The 20073-nt window shown below is 41.6% G+C and carries 14 protein-coding genes, 1 tRNA gene and 2 pseudogenes; 6 read left to right on the top strand and 11 right to left on the bottom strand.

Going from position 1 to position 20073, the window contains the following annotated elements:
- Positions 1-17: 17 nt before the first annotated feature.
- A complete protein-coding gene (gene ctpA, locus IQ259_RS04010) occupies positions 18-1265 on the bottom strand; it encodes a carboxyl-terminal processing protease CtpA (protein WP_193881158.1) in 1248 nt (415 codons plus the stop codon).
- Positions 1266-1626: 361 nt separating this feature from the next.
- Here ctpA and petB point away from each other — a divergent pair, with 361 nt between their 5' ends.
- From petB to IQ259_RS03985, 5 genes are all read left to right on the top strand, one after another.
- Positions 1627-2274, top strand: coding sequence for a cytochrome b6 (petB, locus tag IQ259_RS04005; protein WP_193881155.1), 648 nt, complete (start codon positions 1627-1629; stop codon positions 2272-2274).
- Between the two features lie 245 nt (positions 2275-2519).
- Positions 2520-3002, top strand: coding sequence for a cytochrome b6-f complex subunit IV (petD, locus tag IQ259_RS04000; RefSeq protein ID WP_193881150.1), 483 nt, complete (start codon positions 2520-2522; stop codon positions 3000-3002).
- A 296-nt stretch (positions 3003-3298) separates the two neighbouring features.
- The gene (locus IQ259_RS03995) at positions 3299-3733 is read left to right on the top strand and encodes an anti-sigma regulatory factor (RefSeq protein ID WP_193881147.1); all 435 of its coding nucleotides are present in this window, start codon (positions 3299-3301) and stop codon (positions 3731-3733) included.
- A gap of 156 nt (positions 3734-3889) precedes the next feature.
- Positions 3890-5053, top strand: a complete 1164-nt coding sequence (locus IQ259_RS03990) for a glycosyltransferase family 4 protein (protein ID WP_193881144.1) — start codon at positions 3890-3892, stop codon at positions 5051-5053.
- A 135-nt stretch (positions 5054-5188) separates the two neighbouring features.
- The gene (locus tag IQ259_RS03985; protein WP_193881141.1) at positions 5189-5560 is read left to right on the top strand and encodes a hypothetical protein; all 372 of its coding nucleotides are present in this window, start codon (positions 5189-5191) and stop codon (positions 5558-5560) included.
- Positions 5561-5629: 69 nt separating this feature from the next.
- Here the strand turns inward: IQ259_RS03985 and IQ259_RS03980 are convergent, their stop codons facing one another.
- Entirely contained in the window at positions 5630-6376 is a 747-nt protein-coding gene (locus IQ259_RS03980; RefSeq protein ID WP_193881138.1) for a thioredoxin domain-containing protein, read from the bottom strand.
- Between the two features lie 224 nt (positions 6377-6600).
- Positions 6601-7224: a 4Fe-4S single cluster domain-containing protein gene (locus tag IQ259_RS03975; RefSeq protein WP_193881135.1), complete on the bottom strand. Its 624-nt coding sequence runs from the start codon at positions 7222-7224 to the stop codon at positions 6601-6603.
- A gap of 468 nt (positions 7225-7692) precedes the next feature.
- Between IQ259_RS03975 and IQ259_RS03970 the strand changes: the two genes are divergently transcribed.
- Positions 7693-12954, top strand: a complete 5262-nt coding sequence (locus IQ259_RS03970) for a PAS domain S-box protein (protein ID WP_193881133.1) — start codon at positions 7693-7695, stop codon at positions 12952-12954.
- Positions 12955-13048: 94 nt separating this feature from the next.
- Here IQ259_RS03970 and IQ259_RS03965 read toward each other — a convergent pair whose 3' ends face one another.
- The 8 genes and pseudogenes from IQ259_RS03965 to IQ259_RS03935 form a co-directional block, all read right to left on the bottom strand.
- Positions 13049-14704: a CocE/NonD family hydrolase gene (locus IQ259_RS03965; protein ID WP_193881131.1), complete on the bottom strand. Its 1656-nt coding sequence runs from the start codon at positions 14702-14704 to the stop codon at positions 13049-13051.
- A gap of 147 nt (positions 14705-14851) precedes the next feature.
- Entirely contained in the window at positions 14852-15532 is a 681-nt protein-coding gene (gene plsY / locus IQ259_RS03960) for a glycerol-3-phosphate 1-O-acyltransferase PlsY (RefSeq protein WP_193881129.1), read from the bottom strand.
- A gap of 149 nt (positions 15533-15681) precedes the next feature.
- A complete protein-coding gene (locus IQ259_RS03955) occupies positions 15682-16794 on the bottom strand; it encodes a D-alanine--D-alanine ligase family protein (protein ID WP_193881127.1) in 1113 nt (370 codons plus the stop codon).
- A gap of 125 nt (positions 16795-16919) precedes the next feature.
- Positions 16920-17144: pseudogene (locus IQ259_RS27030) on the bottom strand (IS630 family transposase); the annotation flags it as partial.
- Positions 17145-17176: 32 nt separating this feature from the next.
- Positions 17177-17548: pseudogene (locus IQ259_RS03950) on the bottom strand (phytoene desaturase family protein); the annotation flags it as partial.
- A gap of 225 nt (positions 17549-17773) precedes the next feature.
- Complete coding sequence (locus tag IQ259_RS03945; protein ID WP_193881125.1) at positions 17774-18253, bottom strand: hypothetical protein; 480 nt, start codon at positions 18251-18253, stop codon at positions 17774-17776.
- A 159-nt stretch (positions 18254-18412) separates the two neighbouring features.
- Complete coding sequence (gene ahcY, locus IQ259_RS03940; protein WP_193881123.1) at positions 18413-19690, bottom strand: adenosylhomocysteinase; 1278 nt, start codon at positions 19688-19690, stop codon at positions 18413-18415.
- Positions 19691-19869: 179 nt separating this feature from the next.
- A tRNA-Cys gene (locus tag IQ259_RS03935) sits at positions 19870-19941 on the bottom strand.
- Positions 19942-20073: the final 132 nt, after the last annotated feature.

The raw sequence follows: 20073 nt of genomic DNA, 5'->3' as shown, positions 1-20073 counted from the left end.
TCCCCATTCCCTATTCCCTATTCCCTACTCCCTACAACTACAGCATTTTTTGCTAGTACTTCTATGGCGGCTTGATATTGCAAATCTGCTTCTGTAGCAATCTGTTCGCGGTTAATTGGCTGTTGAGTAACCACCTGATCTGGTTTAATTCCTAATTTGTTAATATCTCGATGCTGCGGAGTTTCATATTTAGCAATAGTGACTGCTAAACCTGAACCATCAGACAATTCAAATAAAGATTGAATTAAGCCTTTACCAAAAGTAGTTTCGCCTACCAACTTAGCCCGGCCATTATCTTGCAATGCGCCAGCAAGAATTTCACTAGCACTAGCAGTTCCTTGATTGACCAAAATGACTAACGGATCTTTTGTCAGTGACGGGCCAAAGGCTTCAAAACTGCCCTGAACACCTTGGCGATTGACTGTGTAGACAATAGTACCAGAATCTAACCACAGCCGAGCAATTTCAATTCCAGCCTGTAAAAGTCCACCAGGATTGTTGCGTAAATCTAAAATATAGGCAGCAGCGCCTTTTTTTTCTAGACTATTAATAGCGTGTGCCAACTCCATAGCAGCATTCGCATTAAATTGAGTGAGACGAAGGTAGCCAATGGATGTACCTTGAGAAGAAGTACGCAATTCGGCAACAACGGGGTTGAGTTCAATGCGATCGCGCACAATCCTAACTTCTTGCTGTTCCTCTCCATCGCGTTCAATTAACAGGGTTACTAAACTGCCAATGGGGCCACGCATTCTGGCCGCTGCTTCATCAAGGGTCAAATTCTCTGTAGAAAATCCTTCAATTTTGAGAATGCGATCGCGCGGTCTCATACCTGCTTTATCTGCTGGTGAACCTGCAATTGGCGAGACTACTTCTAGTTGACCTGTATGAGGATTAAGCGCAATTTGCAAACCAACCCCAGTCAACTCTCCAGAAGTATTGACCTGCAAACTGCGGTACTGTTCTGGATCTAAAAAGCGGGTAAAAGGATCATCCAAGCTCTTGAGCATGGACTGAATCGCTGTGTAAGCACCTTCTTGGCTAGTCAGCGGCTTTTGTAGTGCTTTTTGTCTTACATCTGCCCAGTTTTGATGATTAAATGTCTCATCTAGATAAGAGCGATTGACAATGCGCCAAACTTCTGAAACTAGCTTTTGCTCATTTGTCAAAGCTGTTGCTTGGGGGATAAATCCCCCCATCGCCAAACAAAACGCCAAAAATAATGAAAATCCTACCCGAAAAACGTGCTTTTGCATGAACCCCATTTTCAATCCCACCTGAACCCAAATTGTATAGAACTGCCCAGTTCTCTTGTTATTGATGAAATCTATCTCTCGACTATGTTACTTTTTTTATAGAAGTAGTGCATTGCTCTCATCAAATTGTTAGGGCAACTAATGAGAGCAATGCACTCGGCAAACGATAAGATCTACTTTGGAACTGACATTTTAAGTGTTTGGTTGCAAAGAGAGCGCCATATATTTCATATTTACAGAGTGTTAAGTTGCTTAAAACTCTACTCACTCTGACAGCAAAAAAGCAAAAAATAACCTTTTTGTGAAAATCCCAAAATTGCCAATTGGGAGATTTATCAACCGCAACCGATTTTTAGGAACTTGAGATTGTATGGCCAACGTTTACGACTGGTTTGAGGAACGCTTGGAAATTCAAGCGCTCGCTGAAGACGTAACAAGCAAGTACGTCCCTCCTCACGTCAATATTTTTTACTGTTTAGGTGGAATTACCTTAACTTGCTTTCTCATCCAGTTCGCCACTGGATTTGCCATGACGTTCTACTACAAGCCAACAGTTGCTGAAGCTTACTCTTCGGTGCAGTACATCATGAACGAAGTAAACTTCGGTTGGCTAATTCGCTCCATTCACCGCTGGTCTGCCAGCATGATGGTGTTAATGATGATTCTGCACGTCTTCCGGGTTTACCTGACTGGTGGTTTTAAAAAGCCCCGCGAACTAACTTGGGTTAGTGGCGTAATTTTGGCTGTAATCACCGTTTCTTTTGGAGTTACAGGCTACTCTTTACCTTGGGATCAGGTTGGCTACTGGGCTGTGAAAATCGTTAGTGGCGTACCAGAAGCAATTCCCGTGGTTGGAACACTGATTTCTGACTTGCTGCGTGGTGGTTCCAGTGTTGGTCAAGGAACCCTAACTCGCTACTACAGCGCCCACACCTTTGTTTTACCTTGGTTAATTGCAGTCTTCATGCTGTTCCACTTCTTGATGATCCGCAAGCAAGGTATTTCCGGCCCTTTGTAATCGAAATTGTTCAGCCAAAATGTCAAAAGGCAACAGCTATTTCCAGATAAAGTTGTTTGTCTTAAACTGATGAAAAATCAGGTATGGCACATAAGCGAGACAATCGCAGACACTTTTATAGGAAGCTAAAAGCTAAAAACTCCCTTGTCTAAGGTTTTTTAACAGATGTAAGACCAGGGTAGCCTCATAGCAAATGGCTGATATCAATGCTTTAACTGAAATTCAGCAGGAGAGCGCACTGAAAAATGGCAACACAGAAAAAACCCGATCTGAGCGATCCTAATTTAAGAGCCAAACTCGCCAAGGGTATGGGTCACAACTATTACGGTGAACCCGCTTGGCCTAATGACCTACTTTACATTTTCCCAGTTGTAATCATGGGATCTTTCGCTTGTCTTGTGGCTCTAGCTGTACTAGATCCAGCAATGACAGGTGAACCAGCAGATCCCTTTGCTACACCATTGGAAATTTTGCCAGAGTGGTACTTGTACCCTGTATTCCAAATTTTGCGATCGCTTCCTAATAAACTTTTAGGAGTGTTAGCAATGGCTTCTGTACCTTTGGGACTAATTCTTGTTCCCTTTATTGAGAACGTTAATAAGTTCCAAAACCCCTTCCGTCGTCCAGTTGCGACTACAGTATTTCTGTTTGGAACTCTCGTAACTCTGTGGTTGGGTATTGGTGCTGCTTTACCCTTAGACAAATCCTTGACCTTGGGACTGTTCTAAATTAGATTAGTTACCAAAAAGTGCTTTGACGCTTGTAAGTTTCAGTAGCATGTACAAGGATGTGAGTGGTGGTTAACGCCACTCATACTCCGTGAAAATATGCTGGTGAAACACTCAACAAGCGTCAATTTTAGTAATCCAGGTGGGTAGCATCTTGGATGTTTAGTTTTGGACTGTCTCACAATCTTACTGTCTTACTAGTCTTACAGAGTTATGGAGTAAATTTTTCCTCCTAGAATTCTGCTAAAAAGTCAACAAGTAAAAACATTTTTTATTGAATATTTAAGTCAAGGTCAATGCTGAGCATGGTGGAGCGAGACCATCTGACGGTAAAGAGCGACCTTACGCTCTTAAATAGAGTGCAACAATGGTTTGAGCAATTTTGTCTGCAATATGTATTTCAATTTGGTTGGTCAGATACCCAACTTTATCGACTCAATTTAGCATTAGCAGAGGGCTTTACCAACGCAGTTCGTCACGCTCATCGGGCTTTACCACCGGAAACAACTATAGAGATTGAAGTTACTCTGTGGGTTGACCGACTGGAAATCAGAATTTGGGATCATGGCAAACCTTTTAATCCTGATGCGATCGCCGAGCCAGAACCAGGTACTCTGCAAGTAGGCGGCTATGGATGGTTCCTACTGAGGCGTTTAACTGATCGGGTTGTCTACGAACGTAGCATGGATGATAGAAATTGCCTGATAATTGTCAAATACGCCAGCCAATAAATTCCCACTGGTTAACTAAAAAAGTTTGTATAAAAAAAAATACTCACTTAAGTAAAGTCAGCATACGATTGTAGTTACTCCTTTGCTAAAATTTGGCAGCAGCATTGGGATAACTCAAGCTGTAAGAGAATGAAATTTATCTAAATAAAAACATAAATGCTGAGTGATGTAGTGGGACAAAACCCTAAAACCAGTCACAAAATTAACATAAAAACTAACCATGTCTTCGCTTTTATCGAGATTTTTGCTTGCGAAGGTGGTATTCAATCTTATGTAAAAGATATTTTTCAGGCTTATTTAGAATTGAATACAAGCGACAAGACAGAAGTATTTGTACTGCGAGATAGTCCTGACTGCTCAAATCCTTTTGAGTCGGATAGTTTAAAATTTCATTATTTTAAAAATCAGTCTCCTCAAATAGGGAGAATTAATATGGCAGGGGCTTTGCTAAAATTCCTCTGGCAACAACGCCCAAAACATGTGTTTTGTGGTCATATTAAACTAGCAGTATTAATCCAAACCCTTTGTCAGCCTCTAGGTATTCCCTACACAGTCCTCACCTACGGTAAAGAAGTTTGGGAACCGTTAAGAAATCAAGAACGCCGCGCACTAGCCGCAGCCAGTGAAATTTGGACAATCAGCCGCTACAGCCGCGATCGCGCTTGTGCTGCTAATGGTATTGACCCCAGCAAAGTTAAAATGCTTCCTTGTGCAATTGATGGAGACAAATTTACACCAGGGACAAAACGTCCAGAATTAGTGGAAAAGTATGGCTTAACAAATGCCAAAGTCTTAATGACAGTGGCGCGTCTGTGGTCAGGAGATATTTACAAAGGTGTAGATGTGACGATTCGAGCATTACCAAAGATTGCCCAGGTGTTTCCAGAAGTAAAATATTTAGTAATTGGTCGTGGTGATGACCAACCACGATTGGCACAGTTGGCGAAAGATTTGGGTATGAGCGATCGCGTTGTCTTTGCTGGCTTTGTCCCTACAGAAGATTTAATCTCACACTACCGCCTTGCTGATGCTTACATCATGCCTTCTCAAGAAGGCTTTGGAATTGTTTATCTAGAAGCAATGGCTTGTGGCGTACCTGTATTATCTGGTGATGCTGACGGCTCCGCTGACCCCTTACAAGATGGTAAATTAGGCTGGCGAGTGCCACACCGCGATGCTGATGCAGTCGCCACAGCTTGTATTGAAATTCTCCACGGGAACGACCAACGTTGTGATGGAAAGTGGTTGCGAGAACAAGCGATCGCTCATTTCGGGATAACAGCCTTCCGACAGCAGCTGTTGTCTTTAATCAAAAGTTAACAATCTAAACTCCAATAACTTAATTTCACACTTCACACTACCCTGCGGGAACGCCAGGGGCGAACACACTTCATACTTCAGTTGACTTCCAATAAACTCGCTATCCTAGAAAGAGAGCAAGAAAGTATTTTAAAAATGAGCTTTAACAATTCTCAATTGAATCTGGTAAATCTCCGCCCTTTGCTCACTTTATTAGCAGTTATCTGGTTGCTAGGAACATTGGGCTTGGGTTGGTTAGTGAAATCTTTATTTATTCTTTTCCTACTGCTGTCACTAGCACCTGTAGTTGCATTTCTTGGGTTTCGCTGGTGGCTACAACGTAACATCGTAAGTGACAAATGTCCTGTCTGTGAATATGAATTTACAGGTTTAAACAATAGTCAATTACAGTGTCCTAACTGTGGAGAACGGCTATCAGTCCAACAAGGACACTTCCAGCGCTTTGCACCAGAAGGCACAATTGATGTTACTGCGGTGGAAGTACCAGCCCAATCATTGGAAGATTAAAGATAAGAGTTTTGCTGGTTTGTGGTTAGCACTTTAGTGCTAACCACAAGCCTAATTTAATTGATCAGTTTAACTGGCGTTAGCCAATCTACCTTCGATTTCTGATGCTTGTACCGCACCAGTGTAATTTTCAGTATTGATCACTAAGAAAGGTGTGCCAGTAATGCCTAATTTGTCAGCAAGTTGGACATCTTTCTCAATCGCCGTTTTAGCAAGCTTGCGATCGCTCTCAAACTTCGGTAAATCTAGATTGAGTTTTTTGGCAAGATCCAAGTACAAAGTTTCACCTAGTTGCTTTTGATTTGTAAACAAAGCATCATGATATTCCCAAAACTTACCTTGCTGTTTAGCAGCCCAAGCCGCTTGTGCAGCTGGTAATGCTTCTGTATGGGATAAAGTCAAGGGTAAATTTTTATAAACCAATGTCAAATTATCCTTGTGCTTTTCTACCACAGACTTCAGTGTTTTATGTACCTCAGCACAGTAAGGACATTGAAAATCAGAGAATTCTACCAGCACAGTTTTTGATTTAGTTGCGCCAGTTGTAGGTGAATCTCCAATCACACCTTGAGGATCAGTCTTTAAATCTTGTAAAAAAGCCTGTTGTGCTTGCTGTAATGTTTCTTGCTGTTTCAGCTGATATCCTTGTACAGCATTGATAATGGCTTTTGGATTGTCGCGGAGAATCTGTAAGACTTGCTGTTCCAGTTTAGAATCAACTTGAGTAGCCGCTTGTGCAGGTAGTGACCAGCCTAACACTAAACAAAGTAGGCAGAGGATTACCGATGTACGTAGATACTGAAATAATTGTCGCATATCAAAGTACTGAAAATGATCCATCATCATTTCAGTATTATGTACTGCCTGTAAAGGCTAAAAGTAGGGCAGCGTAAATATTTTTTGTCGAGATAAAGTAGGAAGAAAGAGGGTTTTAGCCTGGTAATTTTTCTTGAATGGTTATCTTTATCTGGTTCTTCTACTTAATTAAAAATTAAGAATTACCAATGATCTAGACACGATATTAATTCTCGCCGTTCTTTTCAAGTCAACTCCAACCGACCACGATAGCCGGTGACAATGCGACTACCATCCTTGAGGATATGGATTTCTATTTGGTCACTAGCCCAAGTAATTTGGTTTACTAAAGCTGGGGTAAAGACATTCACCCGTTGATTACTGGAAGAAACTGGAGAATTGGGAGAGTTAATTGCCAGAGATTCTACAAATGGCCCATCAATTAAGATATCTAACTGCTCTAATAATTCTTGAGAACCTGGAGGTGCAGAATCAGACTGGAGTTGCTTGAGGGTAAAACCTGTAAAAGACATAACATTTAAACCAGCGGCTTTGAGTTGACGTGCTAAAGCGGCTAATGCAGGTGCTTGCCAAAAGGGTTCACCGCCGGAGAAACTTACGCCTGTGTTTTGTGGTTTGCTGAGAATTTGTGCGGCGAGGGTATCTACAGAAATTAGTTGGTTAATCTCAAATGGCCAAGACTCAGGATTAAAGCAACCAGAACACTCACGCAGACAACCTTGTACCCAGACAACAGCACGACAACCAGGGCCGTTTACTTCTGACTCGTCCACGTAGCCCATAATGTTGAGATAGCCAAGGGGAATTTCTGGGAGTGTTTGTGATGGTTGAGTTGGTTGAGTTTCCATCTGTTTCCTCCTTTGTTTGCATTGTCCAAGGCTTTCGGTATTCTTTTCGGAATCTTCATTCAATCAATTATCGCTACAGCTGGCTCGACGTGCTGCAATTGATTTGACGAAACGGTATCTAATTTTGGTGTTTACTAAAAAAATACAAAGCGAAACATTTCTTTAAACCAATCTAAACAAAAATTTAACATTACAATATGAGGAACTTGTGGAGGACTGTCTTGTTAAGAGAGTTCTGCACAAAACAAAGTATGCAAATTTTTATTCCTTAGTCTTTAACACCAATCAAATCTATGTTAATAGTATTTTTCCCTATTAATCCAGGCAAATACTTTTTGATGATTTTAGGTACATGGCTAAAAATTTATACGTGCGTTATATTTATTAACAATTCTCTGATTTTAGAGATATTTTATTTTCACTTTTAACACTGAAAGTTTTTAATAAATTAGAAAATTTTATATAAATATGTATAATCAACCGCTCAAGATTCTATTAGTTGATGATCACCCTGTTGATTTAATTTATTTAACTAAAATTCTTGAAGGTCAAAATTATCAGATACAAACATTTACTTCTGGGCAACTAGCGATTAATGCAGTAATAGAAACACCACCTGATTTGATTTTGCTTGACATTTTCATGCCAGAAATGGATGGCTATGCAGTTTGTCAACATCTTAAAAGAAATAAACAAACTCAAGATATTCCCATAATTTTTCTCAGTCCCATAGAAACTTTGAAGGATAAAGAGAATTTTTTTGAGTTAGGTGCTGTTGACTATATTACTAAACCATTATGCTCACAAGAAATTTTAGTCCGAGTTCAAAATCAAGTTAAGATCAAACAAAGAGAATACCAAACCAATGGCACAATTTGTTTACATCAATTAGCTCAACAAAAAGAGTGGGCATTAATCCAAACACAAGATAAATCTACAGAACAAGCCTTAAAAGTAATTAATAACAAGCTCCGCAATCATAGCTTAGTATTAACAGAATTAGCAAAAAATCAAGTATTGTATCAAGGCAATTTGCAGGAAGTATTTAGAAAAATTACCGAAGCAGCTACCAAAAATATTCCAATCGAACGAGCCAGCATTTGGCTATATGATCAAACTTCAACTCATATCTGTTGCCTTGACTTATTCGAGCAAAGTCATCATCAACACAGTGAAGGACATACTTTAGCTGTAGCAGACTATCCTATTTATTTTCAAGCTTTGCAGGAAGATGAAGTGATTGCCGTTGAAGATGCTCACGCCGATCCTCGAACCCAAGAATTTTATAAACCTTACTCAGCCTTGAACATTACTTCTACCTTAGATACACCAATTAGATTGGAGGGAAAGACAGTAGGAGTTTTGTGTTTGGAGGCGGTGGGAGTAGTTTGTAACTGGACATTAGAAGATCAAAACTTTGCCCGTTCCCTGGTAAGTTTAATCTCTTTGGCACTAGAAGCACGGGAACGCCAACGAGCCGAAACTGCTCGTCGTGCTTCAGAGGCAAAGTTAGCATCCGCCTTTAAAGCTTCTCCTGACCCTATTGCCTTGTGTACCTTTCCTGAAATTCGCTACATTGAAGTTAATGACAGTTTCTGTAGGCTGTTTGGTTATTCTCGCACTCAAGTGATTGGTCACACTGATCAAGAATTGCAGATTTGGTCTAATCCTGAAGAATATGTTTTGCTTGCCCAAATCCTGCAACAAACAAAATCCCTACGCAACCATGAAGTTGATTTCCGTACCTCTAATAGAGAAATCAAAACAATGCTGTTAAGTGCAGAAATGATGGAAATTGATGGAAAAAAATATGTTTTAGGCACAGCTAAAGATATTACTGAACGCAAGCAGGCAGAAAATGAAAGTAGGTTATTACTGTTAACATCTCAAGCTATTACCCGTGCAGTTGATGTTAAGAGTGCTTTAAAAGTAGTGCTGCGTTTAATTTGTCACTCTATAAACTGGGATTTTGGCGAAGCATGGTTGCCTAGTGATGATGGCACAGTTTTGGAGCATAGCTTAGTTTGGCATGGAGAGGAAAATAGTTTAGAGAAATTTTGCCACGAAAGCCAAACTATCAAATTTGCCTCTGGTGAGGGACTAGCGGGGCGTATCTGGCAAACTAGGCAACCCGAATGGATTGAAAATGTTTCTGTTGTTACGCAACCATTATTTTGGCGATCGCCACAAGCTGCAAAAGTGGGATTAAAAGCTGGTTTTGGTGTGCCAATTTTAGCTGATGGCGAAGTATTAGCGATTTTAGTATTTTTTAAACGCAGTTCAGCATCAATAGATAAACGGTTGCTGATTTTAGTCGGGGCTGTAGCTACCCAGTTAGGTGGTTTGATTCAGCGCAAAGTGATAGAAGCCGCCCACAGATACAGTCAAGAACGTTTACAACTAGCCCTAGAAGCCAGCGATTTGGGCTTGTGGGATTGGGATCTCAGCACTGGCAAGGTGTATCGTGACTGGCGGTGGAAAAAAATGCTGGGGTACGCAGAAAACGATATTGCAGATAATCACCAAGCCATTGAAAAGATTATCCATCCAGAAGACTTACCCGTAGTCACTTCAGCTTTAAACGACCATTTCCAAGGTGTGAGTGCTGTTTATGAAGTTGAATGTCGGATGCGCTGTGCTGATGGTGAATGGAAGTGGATTCAGTCTCGTGGTCAGATTGTCGAACGCGATGATTGGGGTCAACCTTTGCGGATGACAGGAACTCATAAAGATATTACAGAACGCAAAACATTAGAACGAGAACTGGCGCTACGCGAGGCTAGGCTCAATGCCTTTTTTAGCAGTGCGCCTGTGGGGATGAATATATTAGATAAGCAATTGCGGTATGTGCAGATTAATCAAGTTTTAGCAGATATTAACGGTTTATCTCAACAAGAGCATATTGGTAAGACAATGTATGAAGCCATACCCGAAATTGCACCTTTAGTAGCGCCATTTTACGAACAAGTACTATTAACTGGTCAAGCGATTCTCAATGTAGAAGTCTCTACACCCACACCCAGACAACCAGAAACACTTTGTTACTTCCTCACTTCCTATTTTCCGATTCCTGGGGAGGACAACTGCCTTTCTGGTATAGGTACAGTTGTGGTAGAAATTAGCGATGCCTATCGGCAAGCTACGCAACGCAAACTTGCAGAACTAGCTTTGCAAGAAAGTCGGTTGCGCTATCAAACATTAGCCGAGACTTCCCCTGTAGGTATCTACCATACCGATAAATTAGGTAATTGTATTTATCTCAATCAGCGTTGGTGTGATATTACTGGCTTAAGACAACCAGAAGCTATGGGGACAGGCTGGGCAAAAGCCCTACATCCAGACGATCGTGATCGCGTCTATACTACATGGAGTGAGGCAGCAGCAGCTAAGTCTCTATATAAGTGTGAGCATCGCTTTCTGCGTCCTGATGGTAAAAGTGTTTGGGTAATTTGTCAGGCTTTGCCAGAAATAGACGAAAACGGAGAAATAACCGGACACGTAGGTACAATTACAGACATTACCGATAGCAAACTAGCAGAAGCGGCCTTACATGAAAGTGCTGAACGAGAAAAAGCGATCGCGCAGGTAATTCAAAGAATGCGTCAGACACTAGATTTAGACACAATCTTTGCCGCCACAACCGCAGAATTGCGACAACTACTCAATTGCGATCGTGTGGTTGTCTATCGTTTCAATCCCGATTGGAGTGGTGAATTTGTCTCAGAGTCAATGGGAGAAGGTTGGAATTCTCTAATTATCGAACAAAGAAATGATCCCATTGTGATCAACAATGCTATGGAAGATGATCGATGTCTGGAGACTCTCTTAGAGAATGTAACATATTCAGTTCAGGATACTTATCTCCAAGCAACCCAAGGTGGTTTTTATAACCAAGATGCTAGTTTCCGTTGTGTTCCAGATATCTACAAAGCCGAGTTTGATTCTTGTTACGTAAACTTGTTAGAACGCTTTCAAGCAAAAGCCTATATTGTTGTCCCAATTTTTCACGGTAGTCAACTGTGGGGATTATTAGCAAGTTATCAAAATTCCAGTCCCCGGCAATGGAAAACGGGAGAAATTAACATCGTTGTGCAAATTGGCAATCATCTGGGAGTTGCTTTACAACAAGCAGAACTACTCGCACAAACTCAAAGGCAGTCACAAGCATTACAAGAAGCGGTGATTGCCGCTGATGCTGCCAACCGAGCCAAAAGCGAATTTTTAGCCAACATGAGCCACGAATTGCGAACGCCACTCAACGCGATTCTAGGCTTTACCCAAATTATGAGCTATGACAACGGACTTTCGAGAGAACATCAACAAAACCTAGCAATTATCAATCGTGCCGGGGAACATCTACTCAACTTAATCAACGACATCTTAGAAATGTCCAAAATCGAAGCAGGCAGAACCACATTAAATATTAATAGTTTTGACTTAATTGCACTGTTAGAAAATCTTGAAGAAATGTTGCGCCTGCGTGCTGAATCTAAAGGTTTACAACTGAGATTTGAATATGCACCACAGCTACCGCAATATGTTCAAACAGATGATAACAAACTGCGGCAAGTCTTAATCAACCTCTTAGGAAATGCAATTAAATTTACTCAAACAGGCAGTGTCACATTGCGAGTCAAACTAGGAGAACCAGCAGGAGAGCAAGAGGAAAATATTCTTCTCCTCGGTTCCCTAAAATTTCCCCATTCCCTAATCTTCGAGATCCAAGACACCGGTGTTGGTATTTCTCCCGCAGAAATTGGATTGTTGTTTGAAGCCTTTGGACAAACAGAAATCGGTAGAAAATCTCAACAGGGAACAGGATTAGGTTTAGCGATTAGTCGCAAATATGTGCAACTAATGGGAGGAGATATTACTGTCAATAGTTGGGAGGGTATGGGCAGTATTTTTACCTTTCAAATTGACGTTGATATAGCCTCCAGCAGTCAAGTTTCAACTAGGCAAACTCAACGCCAAATTATTGGTTTAGCACCAGGACAAACCGAGTACCGCATTTTGGTTGTGGATGATGTTTTAGAAAGTCGTTTAGTAGTGGTGAAATTGCTTCAATTCATGGGTTTTGTGGTAAGGGAAGCGGCAAATGGCGAAGAAGCCGTAGCTTTGTGGCAGGTATGGCAACCCCATCTAATTTTTATGGATATGTGTATGCCTGTTATGGATGGTTATGAGGCTACAAAGGTGATTAAAGCCAAAAATGAGGCAGCAGCTTTGCCCAATGTTTATCCTATTATTATTGCTTTAACTGCCCATGCTTTTGAGGAACAACGAGAAGCTATCCTATCAGCAGGTTGTGATGCTTTGATTAACAAACCTTTTCGAGAGGAGGAAATCTTAGAAAAACTCCGTCAATATCTGGATGTTAAATATATTTATCAAGCAGAAAATCAGCAAGTTTCAAATGTAATCCAGCCAAATTTAAAACCTATTGTTACACATGAATATTTATTACCTTGGTTAGCTCAAATGACGGATGAATGGTTAGCACAAGTATATAATGCCGCTGCCCAATGCAGTGATGATCTAATTTTACAATTAATGGCAAGAATTCCTGTAGCAAATACTATTTGTCAACAGTATTTAACAGATTTAGCTCATAACTTCCAGTTTGAAAAAATTATGGAAGTAACAAGAATAGCTAAGGTTGAAGAAGGCAGAAGGCAGAAGGCAGAGGGCAGAAGGTTTTGTTTAGAAGGGGATTCCGATCCCTCCTAAACAAGAGCCACCAAATTTTCAATTTGGTGGGGGTCTGTAATTCTTTTGGGGTAGTTTGAAAGATTTTAGTTTTAATTTGCATGAGAAAATTAAATTAAGGTAATGAAATGACTGGTAACAAAATTTGAGAACTCCCATCGCCGCTACAACTGACTGTTAAGGTGATAATTTGTGCATTTAGTAATTGAGTGCTATTCATAACTGCACCATTACCAGAATTCATTGCATAGGCGGGAAAACACGCTGCACTCAAACTCAAGCGTAAGGCGTTACCTTTGGCAATGCGTACACAAGTCGTTTGCAATTGAATTTTGATTGGGATTGGCGTTTCTCGTTGACAATGCACATAACCTTGGGTGAAATTAAATACCCGTCCATCAGGATGCAACTCTGACAAAACGGCACATACATCATAACTAGGTTGATCGGCAGTGCAATCTATTTCTACTACTACATCTCCTAGTAAATGTAGGTCTTCTATTAGTGGTTGACTGGTGTAAGTTAAAACATCTGAACGTCCATCAATATGCGATCGCTCAAATACACCCGCAGGTATTGCTGCATGACCGCCCAACGATGGTGCTGGTCGCCAAGGGTCGTGAACTAACGCGTCAAAAGAGTTTTGAATTTTGGATTTTGGACTTCGGCTACGCTCAGTCGAACTATTTTGGATTAAAGTTCCTGAATCTTCGCGGATGCTGGCTAATCCGGTAGTTGACAAAAAATAGGATTTCTGGTTTGCTATGTTTAAGCTAGGGAAAGTGCGCCATATATTACTTCCCATTTCAAACAGGCAAATAGATGATTCTTGCAACAAGCCAGTATCAGCCTCTTTAAGAAATTGATCGAACCAACGGATTTGCATTCTATCTACAGGACTGCCAGCCTTAGCCCCAAAGTCAACTTCACCGACTTTTCGACTCCAAGGCAAATGTATCCAAGGCGCGACTAATAGATGTTGTGGTTTAGTACTTCGGGCTGCCATATCTTTGTATAAATGCAGCGTACCACGCAGGTAAGTATCAAACCATCCCCCAATATGGAACATGGGTAAATCAACAGCTTGTAAGTGGTACTTTGGTGAAAGTTCTTCCCAATAAGTGTTTGGTTGAGGATGTGCTACCCACTCATGATAAAACGACTCAGGGGCGAGTTGTTGCAGAACTTCGGGATTATTTACAGGTAAATTGCGAAAAGCAGCAAACAAAGCTTGATAGGCTGTTTGATCACCGCGCAGACGTGCAGTTTCTGTGGCTAATTGAATCGCCCAAGCGAGATTAGTTTGTAAACAGAATGCACCGCCTTCATAAGCCCAATCGGTATATAAATCATAAGCGATCATGGCTGGGCAAATTGTTTTTAAGGCGCTGGGTTTAGCGGCTGCGGCGTATAGTTGTGTCATTCCCTGATAGGAAAAACCATACATCCCAACTTTGCCATTACTACCAGGTAAATGTGCTGCCCAATAGATGGTATCTTCACCATCAGCGATTTCATGAGCAAATAACTTAAATTCTCCCGCTGAAGTGCCGCGTCCGCGGACATCTTGAACAACTACAATATAACCGTGACCAGCATACCAACTCGGATGAGCATAAACAACAGTAGAGGCGATCGCTCTACCATAAGGTTGCCGCATTAATAATACAGGAAGGTTTTCTGTTGCATCAGGGCGATAGATATCTGCATCTAGACGTACACCATCGCGGGTGTACATGGATGCGGTTTGTTTGGGAAGGACTTTATACATATAGCAGGTGACAGGGAACAGGCTTCCGCCGTGAGCGTCAGCCGAACGGTGACAGGTGACAGGGTTAAAAGTCTTTTAGTGCATGAGTTTTATCATTGGCCGATGTCCTAACTGCCTTGGCTACTGCTATACATGGAATTGAGCTAATTATGCAGTTTGTTCTGGTTCTGTTGTTAAAATCTGCCCAATTTTTGGTTCAGTACCCGTCAACAATCGCTCTATATTACTGCGGTGACGCATAATCACATACAATCCACCAAGAATGCCAAACAAAATATAGGGCAATGGTTGATAGAAAACTACCATAAAAATAGAAACAGCGATCGCCCCAGTCATCGAACTCAACGATACAATTCTAGAAATAGCCACAACAAAGGCAAATACTCCCAAGGTTGCCAAACCAACTTGCCAACTCATCGCCAATAATATGCCTAGACTGGTAGCCACAGATTTACCACCTGTAAAGCCGAGAAAAATTGATTTACTGTGTCCCAAAATGGCGGCTAACCCAGCCAAAGTAACCATCCAGGGTTGCCATAGTTGTAAATTTACAGTTGGGGGAATGAAATCTTGGTTAGAAGCAAAGTTAAATAAAGCATAAACTAGAGCGATCGCTAACACTCCTTTTAAGCAATCAATGCCTAAAACAAAAGCTCCCGCACCTTTACCCAAAGTTCTCAATACATTGGTGGCTCCGGTTGAGCCTGAACCCACTTCCCGAATATCAATACCTTTTAACTGCTTGACAGCAATGTAGCCTGTGGGAAAGGAACCCAGCAAGTAAGCTACAACTAAACTCGCTCCGCACAAACTTAACCAAATAGCCATAAAAAATTCAAAAAAGTCAACAGTCTTTAGTCAATAGTGTAAGTGTTTTTGACTGTTGACTAAAGTTTATGTCTGAGGTGTTCAAAATTTTAGATCCTCCTAAATCCTCCTTTTTAAGGAGGACTTTGTGAATGAAGACCGCCGCGCTTCTACTCAGCACTTTTTACAGAATGTCTTTCTAAAGCCAGTTGGATCAATTTATCCCCTAATTCAGGGAAAGATACACCGCTATGAGACCAAAGTTGGGGATACATACTGGTAGCTGTAAAACCAGGTAAGGTATTGATTTCGTTAATTAATATTTCCCCGGTGGCTTCTACGTAAAAGAAATCTACCCTAGCCAATCCCGCCGCATCAACCGCCGCAAAGGCTTGCAACGCTCTATCTTGAATTTGACGGCTGATATTATCTGGAAGCAGAGCCGGAATTAGTAAATCTGCTTTACCTGCTGTATATTTAGTTTCGTAGTCATAAAAATCGCTGTCAAAGGTAATTTCACCAATCACAGAGGCTTGGGGTTGATCGTTGCCTAACACTGCACATTCTACCTCTCTGGCGACCACTCCTGCTTCAACAATGATTCGGCGATCGTAATTGGCGGCTTGGTCAAGTGCAGCTTCTAATTCTGAGCGCGATCGCACTTTGGCAATACCTACCGATGAACCCAAGTTAGCAGGTTTAACAAAACAGGGATAGCCCAATGTTGCTTCTATTTCATCGCACAGTTTGGGAAATACACAAGGATTTGACCAAACTTGCGCTCTGGTTAACGCCTTATATTTTACTTGGGGTAATCCTGCTTGCTCAAATGCCATTTTCATGGCTATTTTATCCATCCCCATTGCCGAACCTAACACCCCAGAACCCACAAAGGGGACTTGCATCAACGTGAGTAAACCTTGAATTGTCCCGTCTTCCCCGTTGGGGCCGTGGAGAATGGGAAACCAAACATCCACTTCTGCAACTTGGGAAGGAGATTGCCAACGGACTAAGGCTTGGGTTTGGGTGTTGCTTAGTTGATTTTGTTCTGAAGTTGTGGGGTTTTGGGATTCTAATAAAGGTTTACCAGAGCTTAGTACCTTTTGAGCTGCATCCCCAGCTAACCAACATCCATCTTTTTGAATGTAGAAAGGCAGAATTTCGTACTTACTAGCATTTTGCTCTGCACTTAAGGCTTTAGCGATCGCCCTTGCCGAATTAATCGAAACTTCATGCTCACCAGAACGTCCACCAAACAGCAATCCCACCCTTAGCTTAGTCATTGTCTGTACCTCTACACTCCTATCGCAGATAGCGTATCACAACCTGCTGAAGTTGCTATGTTTTCCTTTGACTCAGAAAGATTCTGCAATCAAGGATGAGGAACAATCGTAATGGCGTGTCTAGACTAATTTGTTGCATTAGAATCACCTGTTTCTTGGGACTCAAAAATCGGATAAAGATGTTTAAGTTTGACAGGAGCATCATCAGTATCAGTAGTAAAGTGCTAAATCACCTTACTGGTGGTGGAGTTACGTTCTTGTTACCAAGCAGCCAACTCACGAGAAAGTTCTTCAGTAGAAGAAATCCGTCGAGCTAGACACTGTTGGCTTAAAACACAGTATAGTGTCTTTATTTACCATGATTTTTCATCGGTATTTTATTTTCGGCATCATGTTGACTGTAACGGGCAATTTCTGAACAAGTAGCTTCTACAGATTTATGAGCTAAAAAATATTTGCCATCAGGATGAGGACAAAACGCCACTGGGTCGCAAACAAGATATTCTAAACCGTACTTATAAAGTTCTAATTCCTGGATGACTGGCCCTAAGAAAATAAATAAGTGATTCATGGCACAGGGATTGAATTTAAACCCAGGTGCTTCATTTGGCATGAGTTCTTCAGTTGTGCAACCACCACCAGGAAGCGATCGACCTTCCAGCAACAAGACGCTATAACCAGCTTTCAGTAAGTATCCAGCACATACCAAGCCATTGTGACCAGCACCAATAATCACCACGTCATACGCTTCCATTACTGCACTTGAAAATGAGAGTATTTTCCTGATGTTAGAAAATACAACAGACATCTAAATCTTTCGTGGGTTATATGATTTTTCTATTTAGAATTATGCGATGCCTGCGGCGGGCGCAGCCAATCGCACTAATATATAGGGTGAGGTAGTGTTTGTGATGAGGGCGATCGCTTGATCATCTCACGCAGAGAGGAGTAATAAGAGAAATACTTACTCAGCACTTTTTCACTTTTCTTGCTCTGCGGCGCTGCGTTCGCGTGCCAAGCTATCGATAGCATCACCTAAAGCAGTGGTGAGGCTCTTGCGTGTTTGGACGTGGCTTTCTTGTTCGGTTTTCAATGCTTGCAATAAGCGATCGCGTTCTTTGATGGCTGCAATCAGTTTTGTCTGCAATTCTTCTACAGCTTGGATTTGGGTAATTTCGGCTTGGATGGCGGCTGTGGCTTTACCGTCAGCGAGTGTTGCAGCTTCTATACCTTTGAGTTTGTGAATATCTGCTTTCAGGGATGCGATCGTTTGTTGAAATAAATGCGTATCTGTACGGCGTTGTTCTGCTTCTGTGTTATAAAATTTACGCCATTTTTCGGCACTTTCCCAAGCTGCTTCTAAATCAATTCTTTGTTCTGCTAGTTGACGCTTGAGTGCCTGAATCTCCGCTAACCATTGCTGGGTTAAAGATGTATTATTATTAATGCTTTCAGTCATATTTATACTGTGTTTTACGCTTACTCTGCGAGAACGCCTAACGACGAATGCGTGAGGCAAATCAATAATTTATCCAATAAGTCTATTTATATTTACCAAAACGGGATAGGCAAACCTATCCCGTCAATATATCCTATCGCTTAAACTCTCATACTGAGGTTAAGTTCCAGTAGTCCAAGAGTTGATGTACTCAACTTGATCTGCTGTTAGGGTATCGATATGAATGCCGATAGCTTCCAATTTCAACCGAGCAATTTCTTGATCTACCTCAGTAGGAATTGAGTGCAAACCAGGTTCCAATTTACCTTGGTTCTTCACCAGGTATTCGCAAGCCAGCGCTTGATTCGCAAAGCTCATATCCATCACTGCGCTGGGATGTCCTTCCGCAGCGGCGAGGTTTACTAAGCGTCCTTCACCCAAAACAATTACTGACTTACCACTCTTCAGTTGATATTGTTCTGTAAAGGGGCGTACTTGCTTAATTTCTTGAGCTTGACTAGCTAAGTATTTCAGGTCAAGTTCGATATCAAAGTGACCAGAGTTACAAACGATCGCACCATCTTTCATCACATCAAAATGCTCACCGCGAATGACGTGCTTGTTACCAGTCACGGTAATAAACAAATCACCTTGGGATGCGGCTTCAGCCATCGGGAGAACGCGGAAGCCATCCATAACCGCTTCAATGGCTTTGATGGGGTCGATTTCGGTGACAATAATGTTAGCACCTAAACCACGAGCGCGTAATGCTGTACCTTTACCGCACCAGCCATAACCAGCGACAACAATGGTTTTACCAGCCAGCAGAATATTTGTAGCGCGGATAATGCCATCCAGGGTTGATTGTCCTGTACCGTAGCGATTATCAAAGAAGTGTTTGGTGTCTGCGTCATTGACGTTCACCGCTGGGAAGGTGAGAACGCCATCTTTAAACATGGCACGTAGCCGCACAATTCCGGTTGTGGTTTCTTCTGTAGTGCCAATTAAATCAGCAATTTGATGTTGGCGTTGCTGAACTAAGGTAGCAACCACATCACTACCATCATCAATAATGATGTTAGGACGGTGATCTAAAGCAATTTGGACGTGGCGGCTATATGTTTCGTTATCTTCGCCTTTGATTGCAAAGACGGGAATTTCATGATCGACAACGAGACTAGCAGCTACGTCATCTTGTGTCGATAAGGGGTTACTAGCAATCAAAACTGCATCTGCACCACCAGCTTTGAGCGCAATGGCTAGATGTGCTGTTTCAGTTGTGATGTGGGCGCAAGCCACAAGGCGAAGCCCAGCAAAAGGTTTTTCTTGAGCAAAGCGATCGCGGATTTGCCGTAAAACTGGCATTTCCCGTCCAGCCCATTCAATGCGCTGTCTTCCCAAGGGAGCGAGGGCGAGGTCTTTAACCTCGTGCTTTAATCGGGGAGAAGTTGCGGTCATAAATTCCTCAAAAATGTAAAAAATGCACGTAAATGTCTGTTACGTACTTTATTAGTTTATTGTACGACTAGGATTTTTGGGTTGTTTATGGAGGATTTTGAAGTTGTGGGCGATCTGTGGAGTCTTCTGAATTCTGACTTCTATTTATTGACAAATAATTAGTTAATGTACATCCTGAAAGGCGACACCCGGATTTGAACCGGGGGATGGAGGTTTTGCAGACCTCTGCCTTACCACTTGGCTATGTCGCCGGACTCACCATCTACTATCATAGCAATATTTTATCTAAATTGATATCTTTTTGCCTTTCAATCACGTAATACCAATTCTCTAAAATTAGGCAACACATTCAAACCCCACAACCCAGACCAAATCAGAGTTTC

It is taken from the genome of Fortiea sp. LEGE XX443, from assembly GCF_015206815.1.
Classification (GTDB): Bacteria; Cyanobacteriota; Cyanobacteriia; order Cyanobacteriales; family Nostocaceae; genus Nostoc_B.
Note: the sequence above shows the minus strand (reverse complement) of the source record. Positions and strands in the feature narration are given on the sequence as shown.

Coding starts and splice junctions, on each gene's coding strand:
- IQ259_RS03980 (WP_193881138.1), bottom strand. CDS start 6,376: ATGCGACAATTATTTCAGTATCTACGTACATCGGTAATCCTCTGCCTA.
- IQ259_RS03945 (WP_193881125.1), bottom strand. CDS start 18,253: ATGACTGAAAGCATTAATAATAATACATCTTTAACCCAGCAATGGTTA.
- ctpA (WP_193881158.1), bottom strand. CDS start 1,265: ATGGGGTTCATGCAAAAGCACGTTTTTCGGGTAGGATTTTCATTATTT.
- IQ259_RS03995 (WP_193881147.1), top strand. CDS start 3,299: ATGCTGAGCATGGTGGAGCGAGACCATCTGACGGTAAAGAGCGACCTT.
- IQ259_RS03975 (WP_193881135.1), bottom strand. CDS start 7,224: ATGGAAACTCAACCAACTCAACCATCACAAACACTCCCAGAAATTCCC.
- IQ259_RS03965 (WP_193881131.1), bottom strand. CDS start 14,704: ATGTATAAAGTCCTTCCCAAACAAACCGCATCCATGTACACCCGCGAT.
- IQ259_RS03985 (WP_193881141.1), top strand. CDS start 5,189: ATGAGCTTTAACAATTCTCAATTGAATCTGGTAAATCTCCGCCCTTTG.
- IQ259_RS03955 (WP_193881127.1), bottom strand. CDS start 16,794: ATGACTAAGCTAAGGGTGGGATTGCTGTTTGGTGGACGTTCTGGTGAG.
- IQ259_RS03970 (WP_193881133.1), top strand. CDS start 7,693: ATGTATAATCAACCGCTCAAGATTCTATTAGTTGATGATCACCCTGTT.
- IQ259_RS03990 (WP_193881144.1), top strand. CDS start 3,890: ATGCTGAGTGATGTAGTGGGACAAAACCCTAAAACCAGTCACAAAATT.
- ahcY (WP_193881123.1), bottom strand. CDS start 19,690: ATGACCGCAACTTCTCCCCGATTAAAGCACGAGGTTAAAGACCTCGCC.
- petB (WP_193881155.1), top strand. CDS start 1,627: ATGGCCAACGTTTACGACTGGTTTGAGGAACGCTTGGAAATTCAAGCG.
- petD (WP_193881150.1), top strand. CDS start 2,520: ATGGCAACACAGAAAAAACCCGATCTGAGCGATCCTAATTTAAGAGCC.
- plsY (WP_193881129.1), bottom strand. CDS start 15,532: ATGGCTATTTGGTTAAGTTTGTGCGGAGCGAGTTTAGTTGTAGCTTAC.